Source organism: Micromonospora sp. NPDC049799, from assembly GCF_040656655.1.
Taxonomy (GTDB): domain Bacteria; phylum Actinomycetota; class Actinomycetes; order Mycobacteriales; family Micromonosporaceae; genus Micromonospora.
In genome coordinates this window covers 1-9,951 of sequence record NZ_JBFAMU010000165.1, presented here as the reverse complement: position 1 = coordinate 9,951, position 9,951 = coordinate 1, and the positions used below count along the sequence as shown (strand labels likewise).

Genomic DNA, 9,951 nt, shown 5'->3' with positions numbered 1-9,951 from the left:
GTGGTGGTCGTCCTGGTCGCCGGCCTGCGCGCGGTCGGGTTGCGGGTCTCGCTGGTGGTGCTGGTCGCCGGTGTGCTCGCGGTGCTCGCCGTGCGGCGGGTGACCGCCGGCCTCGCGCCGTCGCCCCCACCCCGGGCCGGCACCCGCACCTTCACCGGTGACGGCCCCGCTCCACGGGACGCGGTGCGGACCGCCATCAACGGGTGGGAGGTGCCGCTCGACTGGGCGGCGAACCGCCCCGAGCGCTTCACCGAGGTGGTCCTGCCGCGCCTCGGTGACCTCGCCGACGAGCGGCTGCGGCTGCGGCACGGCCTCAACCGCGACTCGGACCCGGTACGCGCCCGCGCCCTGCTGGGCGAGCGGCTCTGGACCTTCCTGGAAACCCCGCCCCGCCGCACCCCGTCGCCGCGCGACCTCGCGGCGATCGTCGCCGAACTGGAGAAGATATGAACGACGTGGACCGCAGCATGCCCGCCACGGAGGTGGGCCACCTCGCCCGGGCGGTGCTGGAGGCGGTCGGCCAGGTCGTCGTCGGCAAGCGGGATGCGCTGGAGCTGGTGCTCGCCGGGATCCTCGCCGGTGGGCACGTGCTGCTGGAGGACCTGCCCGGTCTGGGCAAGACGCTGACCGCGCGCTCGTTCGCGCAGGCCCTCGGGCTGGACTTCCGCCGGCTCCAGTTCACCCCCGACCTGCTCCCCGCCGACGTCACCGGCTCGTTCCTGTACGACCAGCGCAGCGGTGACTTCTCGTTCCGGGCCGGCCCGGTCTTCACCAACCTGCTGCTCGCCGACGAGATCAACCGGACGCCGCCGAAGACCCAGTCGGCCCTGCTGGAGGCGATGCAGGAGAAGCAGGTGTCGGTGGAGGGCGTCACGTACCGGCTGGACGAGCCGTTCCATGTGCTGGCCACCGCCAACCCCATCGAGTACGAGGGCACCTACCCGCTGCCCGAGGCGCAGCTCGACCGTTTCCTCCTGCGGGTCTCCTTCGGCTACCCGGAGCACGGCGAGGAGTGGGAGGTGCTGCGCCGGCGGATGGCCCGCCGCCGGGAGGAGGCGGAGATCAAGCCGGTGGTCGACGCCGCCACGCTCCGTGCCATGCAGACGGCGCTGGAGGACGTCGTGGTCGAGGACTCCGTCGGCCACTACATCGTGTCGCTGACCGCCGCCACCCGCGAGCACCCGTCGGTGCTGGTCGGCGCGTCCCCCCGTGGTTCGCTGGCCCTGCTGCTGCTGTCCCGCGTACGGGCGGTGATGGCCGGCCGTGACTACGTGGTGCCGGAGGACGTCAAGGAGGTGGCGGTGCCCGCGCTGGCGCACCGCATCACGCTGCGCCCCGAGATGTGGCTGCGCCGGGTCGATCCGTCCTTCGTGGTCGGTGAGGTGCTGGATGCCACGCCGGCCCCGGCCAGCGGCGCGCTGCCCAGCTACGCCGCCGGTCGGCCCGGACGTTGATGGCCGCGCCCGTCGTGTCACCCCGGAACGACGTGTCGGAGCCGGTCGCCGGCTGGGCGCCGACCCGGGCGCTGGGCCGCGCCGTGCTGCTGACCGGTCTGCTCCTCGTCGCGGGCGTACTGCTGGGCCGGGTCGACCTGATCGTGCTCGCCACCCCGTTCGCGGTCGGCACCGCGTACGCTCTGCGGCGCCGGCCGGCCGCGCTGCCGCAGGTGTGGGTCTCGCACGACGACGAGCACCTGGTGGAGGGCGGCGAGCTGACCGCGACGGTCACCGTCGGCAACCCGGACGTGGTCGACTACGACCTGACGGTCCTCCGGACCCGCGTCTCGTCGTGGCTGCGGGTCGACCGGGCCACCATCGCCGGTGCCGTGACACGGCTCGGCTCCGACACGTCGCCGGCCACCGACCGGCCCTTCGTGACGGGCGTACCGCGCGACACCGCCGTCGACCTGGTCCTGGGCGGCGGCGCGCTGCGCTGGGGGCGGCACCCGGTCGGCCCGGCCGGTGTCCGGGTGTGCGCCGCGCAGGGCCTGCTGGTCTCCCGCGTGGTCATCGCCGAGCCGGCCCGGGTGCGCGTCTACCCGGTGACCGAGCCGTTCGAGGCCGTGGAGGCGATGCCCCGGGCGGCCGGGCTGGTCGGCGCGCACCACTCCCGCAAGCCCGGCGAGGGCGGCGAGCTGGCCGGTGTGCGGGTCTTCGCCCCCGGGGACCGGTTGCGTCGCATCGACTGGCGGGTCTCCCTGCGGGCGCGGCAGCTGCACGTGGCGGCCACCCTCTCCGACCGGGACGCCGAGGTGGTCGTGCTGCTCGACGTGCTGGCCGAGGCGGGCCGCTCCGGCGGGGTGACGGGGACGGCGTCGGTGCTGGACACCACCGTCCGGGCCGCTGCCGCGATCGCCGAGCACTACCTGTACCGGGGTGACCGGGTCGCGCTGCTGGAGCACGGTCCGGCCGCTCGCCGGCTCCGCCCGGCCACCGGCCGCCGGCAGTACCTGACCGTGCTGGAGTGGCTGCTCGACGTGCGCGCGGAGTCCTCGCCCCAGGAGTCGTACGACCACCTGTTCGGCCCGCAGCTGCTCTCCGCCGACGCGCTGGTGGTGGTCCTCACCCCGCTGCTGGACGAGCGGTCCGCGCAGATGCTGGCCCGGCTCGCCCGCTCCGGGCGGTTCGTGGTCGCCGTGGACACCCTGCCCGCCGACCTCCCACCGCCGAAGGACCGGGGGTGGGCCGAGGTCGCGTACCGGTTGTGGCGGCTGGACCGGGACACGATGATCGACCAGTTGCGTGAGCACGGCGTGCCGGTGGTCCGCTGGGCCGGCACCGGCAGTCTCGACCAGGTACTGCGCGACGTGGCCCGCCTGGCCATCGCCCCCCGGGTGGGTGGCCGGTGATCACCGTCGTCGCCGACCGGCTGCGCGGGGCGCGGACCGCGCTGGCCCGGGTCAGCCTCACGCCGTTGCTGGTCCGCGTGGGCATTTTCCTCAGCGTGCTGCTCGGCATGGTCCTCGCGTACCCGGCGGAGGTGCTCCTCGGCCGGTCGTTCGGCGGCCTGCTCCTGGTGGCGGTGCTGCCCGCGCTCAGCCCCCGCCGGGTCTGGCCGACCTTCGCGGCGCTGGTCACCGTGGGTGGGTGGCTGGTCGCCACCGACGGGTACGGCCGGCCGATCGCCCTGTGGCGGCTGCTCGCCGTGGCGGCGGTGCTGTACCTCACCCACACGCTCTGCGCGCTCGCCGCCGTGCTGCCGTACGACGCGGTGGTGGACCCCGAGCTGATCGTCCGCTGGCTGCTGCGGGCGGGTGCCGTGCTGCTCGCCACGTCGGTCCTCGGCGTCCTGCTGGTCGAACTCGCCGCCGTCGGCGACGGCCGGGGAGTCCAGGCGGCGACGGTTGCCGGCCTGGCCCTCGCCGCCGTGGTGACGGCGTTGCTGGGCTGGCTGCTGCGCCGCAAGTGAGCGCCGAAACGGGGGAGTTACGCAGCTCACAGGTGTTGTGCTCCGTCACAGATGGGGGCCGCGATCGGGATTAGCTGAGCCGCGCGGGGAAAGATAGACGACGTGAATCCGAAGCGGATCCTTGTGGTGGGTGCCGGCCACGTCGGCCTGTACGCGGCCCTGCGCCTGTCGAAGAAGCTCAGCTCCCGTGAGGCTGAGGTCATCGTGGTCGACCCCCAGCCCCACATGACCTACCAGCCCTTCCTGCCCGAGGCGGCGGCCGGCAACATCTCGCCGCGCCACTCCGTGGTGCCGCTGCGCCGTGAGTTGCGCAAGTGCAAGGTCGTGGCCGGTGCGGTGAAGCGGATCGACCACGACCGCAAGACCGCGGTGGTGCAGCCGATCAGCGGTCCGGCCCGGGAGATCCCGTACGACCACGTCGTCGTCGCCCCCGGTTCGGTGTCCCGGACGCTGCCGATCCCCGGCCTGCACGAGCACGGCATCGGGTTCAAGACCATCGGCGAGGCCATCTACCTGCGCAACCACGTGCTGGATCGGCTCGACGTGGCGGCTGCCACGGCGGACCCGCGGATCCGGCGCTCGGCGCTGACCTTCACCTTCGTCGGTGGTGGTTACGCCGGCATCGAGGCACTCGCCGAGATGGAGGACATGGCCCGGGACGCTCTGAAGTACTACCCGGAGCTGAAGCCCGAGGACATGCGCTGGGTGCTGGTCGAGGCGACCCAGCGGGTGCTGCCGGAGGTCGACCGGGACATGGGCGCCTACACCGTGCAGCAGCTCCTCAAGCGGAACATGGACATCCGGCTGGACACCCGGCTGGAGTCGTGCGTCGATGGTGTGGTGAAGCTCTCCGACGGAGACAGCTTCGCCTCGGACACCATCGTCTGGACGGCGGGCGTGAAGCCGTCGCCGATGCTGGACTCGACCGACTTCCCGCGTGACGAGCGGCGCCGCATCACCTGCCTGCCCACCCTCCAGGTGGTCGACGGCGACCGGGTCGTCGAGGGCGCGTGGAGCGCCGGTGACTGCGCGGCCGTGCCGGACCTGACCAAGGAGCCGGGCAACTACTGCTCGCCGAGCGCGCAGCACGCGGTCCGGCAGGCCGCCCGGATGGCCGACAACATCGTCAACGTCATCCGTGGCCGCGAGCCGGTGGACTACAAGCACAAGCACGCCGGCAGCGTCGCCAGCCTCGGCCTGCACAAGGGTGTCGCGCAGGTCTACGGCATCAAGATGACCGGCTGGCCGGCGTGGTTCATGCACCGGACGTACCACATGAGCCGGATCCCGTCGTTCAACCGGAAGGTCCGGGTCGTGGTCGACTGGTCGCTGGCGTTCTTCCTCAAGCGTGAGGTGGTCGCCCTGGGGCAGCTGCACGACCCGCGCGAGGAGTTCGTCGAGGCCTCCCAGCCGGTCGGCGCCCGCGCCGTCTGAGGCGTAGGTGTGAGGAAGGGCCCCTTCTTGCCGTTTCCGGTAGAGGAGGGGCCCTTTCTTAACGTCCGGGGTGTCTCAGACGCGCCAGATCCAGGCGTCGGCGATCCGGGTGGAAGGGCCGTACAGGTCCTCCAGGGTGCCCCGGAGGCTGTCCGCGTACGGGGTGTCCACGGTGAGCGCCACGCAGGACGCGCCCCAGAAGTCGGCGTCCCGTACCGCCTGGCGGCGCTGTTCCTCTCCGACGACCGGCCGCAGGCCCCGCTTGGCGACCTCGGCGAGCAGCGCCGAGGTGGGCTGCTTGAACGTGCCGATGGCCGCCGAGCCGTTCCGCCCGTGCGGGCCGATGAAGAAGCCTTCCGGCATCCCGAACGCGACGTCCGCGGCTGTCGCCCAGCGCATCGGCCACGGGTCACGCGGGGTGGCCGGCGGCACCGGGACCAGCACCCCACCGGGCGGTACGCACTGGCGCCAGTGCCCTCCGGTGACGAACTCCGGCACCGGCGGGCGACCGCTCGTGGGCAGTGGCACGGGGAACAGCGGCAACAGCGCCGCGCCGACCGCCGCCGGGACCAGCCGCCGGGCCCGTCCGGTGCTCGCCGACGCCCGGTCGACGGCCAGGACCAGCAGCGTGGCGACCAGCGGGAGCACCGCGAGCGCGAAGCGTATCGGCAGCGCACCGTCGACCACCGGCACGTCGGCCAGCAGCGCGAACGGCCCCGGCACCCCGGTGCGCTGCCCGTCCACCACGAGCCGGGGGCCGAGTGAGAGCGTCCCCATCGCGAGCGCGGCGACCAGGCAGGCGACCACCAGGGGCCGGCGCCCCAGCCAGAACGCGCAGCCGACGGTGACCAGCAGCAGCGGCCAGCCGAGGAACGTGTTGTACTCGGCCGGGCCGGTGGTCAGTCGGGCGGCGTCGTCGCCGCCGATCACGGACAGCGGTGACAACGTCCACCAGCTGCGCAGGTCCGCCGAGAAGTAGTGCGGGCTGAACATGCCCGTGGCGACGCCCTGCGGCCCCAGGAACTGGAACCACAGGGGCCACCCGATGACCAGCAGGGCCAGCCCGACGGCGACCATCATCCCGCCGGCGAAGCTGGGCAGGGCGCGCCGCGCCAGGTCCCGGTCCACCACGGCGTAGGTGACCGCCATCACCAGCAGGGTGACGAAGGTCAGGAAGAGCACCTCCTCGCCGACGAACGCCTGCGCGCTGACCGCCGCGGCGAGCCCCACCGCCGAGCTGAGCAGTCGTCGCTGGTCCGGCCCGCCGCGTTCGGGATCGGCGGCGCGCAGCATCCGGACGACCAGCCAGACGATCATCGGGACCAGCCACTGCGCGGTCATGTGCAGATGGCTGTTGGACTGGGAGACCATTCCGGGGCCGAAGCCGCACAGGGCCGCGCCCAGCCCGGCGGCGAACCGGCGGGCGCCCAGCAGCCGGGTGAACAGCAGGTACCAGGCGGCGGCCGTGCCGGCCAGGTTCGCCCCGACCAGGAGGGCGAACGTGACCGGCGCGCCGAGCGTCAGGGTGACCGGGGCGAGGAGCACACCGAGCGCGATGATCGTGGTGTTGGCCATCAGGTTCACCCCGTCCGGCGCGTTGAGCCGGTCGGTGAGCAGGTCGAAGTCGCCGAGCAGCGCCCGGGCGTCGACGGCGAGGAACCACTCGTAGAGGGCCTGGTCCGCCGGATTGAGCGCGAGCGTCCGGGAGCCGGGGTCCGGCCACAGCCCGTGGGTCAGCCACGCGGCCGCGGCGACGAAGAGCAGCACGACCGCCAGGTCCGCCCGGGAGCGGCCGACGGCCGCCCGCAGCCGGCCCCACCGCGGCGAGCGGTCGGCTCGGCGTACGTCCTGGTGAGGGGCGGCGTCGGGGGCCGTGGGGGCTGCGCTGCTCACGGCTCGACCCTAGTGCCGGGGCCGCCTCGGGGTACGTCGGGTCGCGGCTGACCCGCTACGGTGACACTGCACGTGCGTGCGTTCACCCGCCCGGGTGGTGGAACGGCAGACACGGCCGCCTTAAAAGCGGCTGCCGCAAGGCGTGCGGGTTCGACCCCCGCCCCGGGCACCGAACCTTTCAGCTTCCGCTCAGGGTTGTGATCTCCACGGGAGTCGCATCGCCGTTTACTCTTGACAGTGCACGTTGACGTGCAATGACCCCCTGAGGGAGGCCTGACAGTGAAGACTTCGAACCCGGTGCTCGCCCGGCTCGGCCAGGCGGCCGAGCGGGAGCGTTCCGCCGGGTACGCCCCGACCGGGCCGTACGGACAGCCCGGCTACCCCCAGCAGTACCCGACGGAGGCCGGCTACCCGGCCGCTCCGCCGGCCGTCAACACCATGTCGATCGACGACGTGGTGGTCAAGACGGTCACGCTTCTCGGCATCCTCGGCCTGTCCGCCGCGGCCGCCTGGGTGCTGGTCCCGGACGCGCTGCTCGGCGTCGCGTGGATCGGTGCGGCGGTGGTCGGTCTCGTGCTCGGCCTGATCATCTCGTTCTCCCGGATGGCGAACCCGGCGCTCGTCGTCGCGTACGCCGTCGTCGAGGGCGTCTTCGTCGGCATGGTCAGCAAGTACTTCGAGACGCTCTACAGCGGCATCGTGCTTCAGGCGGTGACCGCCACGTTCGGTGTCTTCTTCGTGATGGCCATGCTCTACAAGGCGAAGGTCATCCGGGCGACCCCGAAGTTCGTCAAGGGCATGATCGCCGTGATGGCCGGCCTGTTCGCCGTCATGCTGATCAACCTGGTGCTGGCGCTGTTCGGCGTCAACACCGGCCTGCGTGACGGCAGCCCGCTGGCCATCGGCTTCAGCCTGGTCTGCATCGTGGTGGCCTCGCTGAGCTTCGTGCTCAGCTTCAAGGAGGTCGAGGACGGCGTCCGGATGGGGCTGCCGCAGCGCTACTCCTGGGTCGCCGCCTTCGGCATCCTGGTCAGCCTGGTCTGGCTCTACATCGAGATCCTGCGCCTGCTGAGCTACTTCCAGGGCGACGACTGACCGCCCACCCGCACCAACCCGACGGCGCCCGCCCCCCACGGGGGCGGGCGCCGTCGCGTCCCCCCACCTACCCTCGCGATCTTGCACTTTGTGCCGGGGCGAAACGGTCACAGCTGGCATAACGGCGACCTCAAGTGCAAGATCGCGGGGGACGGGGGGTGCGTAGACTTCGCGGGGTGGCGGAACGCGGTGGGCTGGAGCAGGCGGTGGAGCTGCTCGTGCGGCAGGTGGGGCACTGGCAGCAGCCCCGGTGGGCGGCTCCCGCCGAGACCGGGAACGTGTCGCGGGCGGACCTCGTGCACCGGTTGGTGCAGGAGATCGCCAACCTGGTCGCGGACGTGGAGGGCCTGCCCCGCCGTACGGTCCCTCGGCTCGACAACGACCTCGCCCTGCCCGACCAGCTCCGCGTGGTCGCCGCCGACCTCCTGGCGGCCGGCGCACCGGCCGACGTGCTGGCCCGGGCCGCCGACGAGGTGACCGCCACCCGCGCCGCCCTCTGACCAGAAACCCCGGGGGCACCGCCGCGTACGCGACGGCCCGCCGACCCGGGAGCGGGTGGGCGGGCCGTCGGGCGAGCGTCAGCTCAGGCGTTCGAGAACCATGGCCATGCCCTGGCCGCCGCCGACGCACATGGTCTCCAGACCGATGGTCTTGTCGTGCCAGTCGAGGGCGTTGAGCAGGGTGCCGGTGATCCGGGCGCCGGTCATGCCGAACGGGTGGCCGATCGCGATCGCGCCGCCCATCACGTTCAGCTTCTCCTCCGGGATGCCCAGCTGCCGATAGGAGGGGATCACCTGGGCGGCGAACGCCTCGTTGATCTCCACCAGGTCCACGTCGTCGATGGTCATGCCGGCCCGCTTGAGCGCCTGCTTCGAGGCCTCGACCGGACCGAGGCCCATGATCTCCGGGGAGAGGGCGGTCACGCCGGTGGAGACGATCCGCGCCAGCGGGGTCAGGCCCAGGTCCCGCGCCCGCTGGGCGCTCATGATCACCACGGCGGCGGCGCCGTCGTTGAGCGGGCAGCAGTTGCCGGCGGTGATCCGCCCGTCCGGACGGAACACCGGCTTCAGCCCGGCGACCGCCTCCAGCGTCACACCGGCCCGGGGGCCGTCGTCGGTGCTGACCACGGTGCCGTCCGGCGTGGTGACCGGGGTGATCTCCCGGGCCCAGAAGCCGTCGGCGATCGCCTTCTCGGCGAGATTCTGGCTGCGTACGCCGAACTCGTCCATGTCGGCGCGGCTCACGTCGTACGCCTGGGCCAGGTTCTCGGCGGTCTGACCCATGGTCAGGTAGATGTCCGGCAGCTCGCCGGCCTCGCGCGGGTCGGACCACACCTCGGCGCCGCCCTGCGCCCGCCGCGCGGAACGCTCGCGCGCGGCGGCGAAACGCGGGTTCTCCCAGCCGCCGCCGACCAGCGCCTGCGCCTCCGGGGGCAGACCGTCGGAGTTGCCCCGGGCGTACCGGGAGACGGTCTCCACACCGGCGGAGATGAACACATCGCCCTCGCCGGCCCGGATCGCGTGCATCGCCATCCGGGTGGTCTGCAGCGATGAGGCGCAGTACCGGGTCAGGGTGGCGCCCGGCAGGCCGTCGAGGCCCAGGAGGGTGGCGACCACACGGGCCATGTTGAAGCCCTGCTCGCCGCCGGGCAGGCCGCAGCCCAGGTAGAGGTCTTCGATCTCCGTCGGGTCGAGCTGCGGGATCTTGTCGAGGGCGGCCTGCACGATGGTCGCGGCGAGATCGTCCGGACGGACGTCGCGCAGGGACCCCTTGTGCGCCCGGCCGATGGGGGAGCGGGCGGTGGCGACGATGACGGCGTCGCGGGACGACTCAGTCGGCATGAACCAACGTTAACCCGTCAGTAACATGGCGCGGAAGCCGCGCCGGCGGCGGGAAATGTCACCCGGGCGACCGCGGTGCGGGTCAGTGGCGGGGGGCGACCGCCGCGGCGGCGGCGACGGCGGGCAGCAGCGCGTGTGCCCACACCCGGTAGCCGTCGGCCGAGGGGTGGAAGCCGTCGTGGCAGAGCGTCCCCGCGTCGGCGCGGAAGACCGGGCCGGTCTCGGCGGCCAGGTCGACCACGGTGCCGCCCGCGTCGAGCACCGCGGCGGTCTGCGCCCG

Annotated in this window: 9 protein-coding genes, 1 tRNA gene and 1 pseudogene; 8 read left to right on the top strand and 3 right to left on the bottom strand. The window is 73.0% G+C overall.

Going from position 1 to position 9,951, the window contains the following annotated elements; all coding sequences use genetic code 11:
• From AB0I76_RS14895 to AB0I76_RS14875, 5 genes are all read left to right on the top strand, one after another.
• Positions 1 to 450 (top strand): hypothetical protein (locus tag AB0I76_RS14895; protein WP_357034736.1); only part of this gene is annotated, 450 nt, incomplete at its 5' end.
• Positions 447 to 1,454 carry a MoxR family ATPase gene (locus tag AB0I76_RS14890; protein WP_357034733.1) on the top strand — a complete coding sequence of 336 codons (1,008 nt, stop codon included), beginning with the start codon at positions 447 to 449 and terminating at the stop codon, positions 1,452 to 1,454. The genes AB0I76_RS14895 and AB0I76_RS14890, both read left to right, overlap by 4 nt.
• Before the next feature lie 32 nt (positions 1,455 to 1,486).
• Complete coding sequence (locus AB0I76_RS14885) at positions 1,487 to 2,848, top strand: DUF58 domain-containing protein (protein WP_357034731.1); 1,362 nt, start codon at positions 1,487 to 1,489, stop codon at positions 2,846 to 2,848.
• Positions 2,848 to 3,408, top strand: a complete 561-nt coding sequence (locus AB0I76_RS14880) for a hypothetical protein (protein ID WP_357034738.1) — start codon at positions 2,848 to 2,850, stop codon at positions 3,406 to 3,408. The genes AB0I76_RS14885 and AB0I76_RS14880 overlap by 1 nt, the downstream gene beginning before the upstream one ends.
• Positions 3,409 to 3,510: 102 nt before the next feature.
• Complete coding sequence (locus AB0I76_RS14875; RefSeq protein ID WP_357034729.1) at positions 3,511 to 4,842, top strand: NAD(P)/FAD-dependent oxidoreductase; 1,332 nt, start codon at positions 3,511 to 3,513, stop codon at positions 4,840 to 4,842.
• A 75-nt stretch (positions 4,843 to 4,917) separates the two neighbouring features.
• Here AB0I76_RS14875 and AB0I76_RS14870 read toward each other — a convergent pair whose 3' ends face one another.
• Positions 4,918 to 6,735 carry a hypothetical protein gene (locus AB0I76_RS14870; RefSeq protein WP_357034727.1) on the bottom strand — a complete coding sequence of 606 codons (1,818 nt, stop codon included), beginning with the start codon at positions 6,733 to 6,735 and terminating at the stop codon, positions 4,918 to 4,920.
• 88 nt (positions 6,736 to 6,823) lie between these two features.
• Between AB0I76_RS14870 and AB0I76_RS14865 the strand changes: the two genes are divergently transcribed.
• The 3 genes from AB0I76_RS14865 to AB0I76_RS14855 all read left to right on the top strand — a co-directional run bounded on the left by AB0I76_RS14865 (position 6,824) and on the right by AB0I76_RS14855 (position 8,330).
• Positions 6,824 to 6,904, top strand: a tRNA-Leu gene (locus AB0I76_RS14865).
• A gap of 110 nt (positions 6,905 to 7,014) precedes the next feature.
• Positions 7,015 to 7,830: a Bax inhibitor-1/YccA family protein gene (locus AB0I76_RS14860; protein WP_357034725.1), complete on the top strand. Its 816-nt coding sequence runs from the start codon at positions 7,015 to 7,017 to the stop codon at positions 7,828 to 7,830.
• A 176-nt stretch (positions 7,831 to 8,006) separates the two neighbouring features.
• A complete protein-coding gene (locus tag AB0I76_RS14855; protein WP_357034723.1) occupies positions 8,007 to 8,330 on the top strand; it encodes a hypothetical protein in 324 nt (107 codons plus the stop codon).
• A 78-nt stretch (positions 8,331 to 8,408) separates the two neighbouring features.
• Here AB0I76_RS14855 and AB0I76_RS14850 read toward each other — a convergent pair whose 3' ends face one another.
• A complete protein-coding gene (locus AB0I76_RS14850) occupies positions 8,409 to 9,671 on the bottom strand; it encodes an acetyl-CoA C-acetyltransferase (RefSeq protein ID WP_357034721.1) in 1,263 nt (420 codons plus the stop codon).
• Between the two features lie 82 nt (positions 9,672 to 9,753).
• Positions 9,754 to 9,951, bottom strand: a pseudogene (locus AB0I76_RS14845) (SGNH/GDSL hydrolase family protein); the annotation flags it as partial.

Excerpts from the sequence above, each read along its gene's own strand:
- AB0I76_RS14890 (WP_357034733.1), top strand. The coding sequence starts at position 447 with ATGAACGACGTGGACCGCAGCATGCCCGCCACGGAGGTGGGCCACCTC.
- AB0I76_RS14850 (WP_357034721.1), bottom strand. The coding sequence starts at position 9,671 with ATGCCGACTGAGTCGTCCCGCGACGCCGTCATCGTCGCCACCGCCCGC.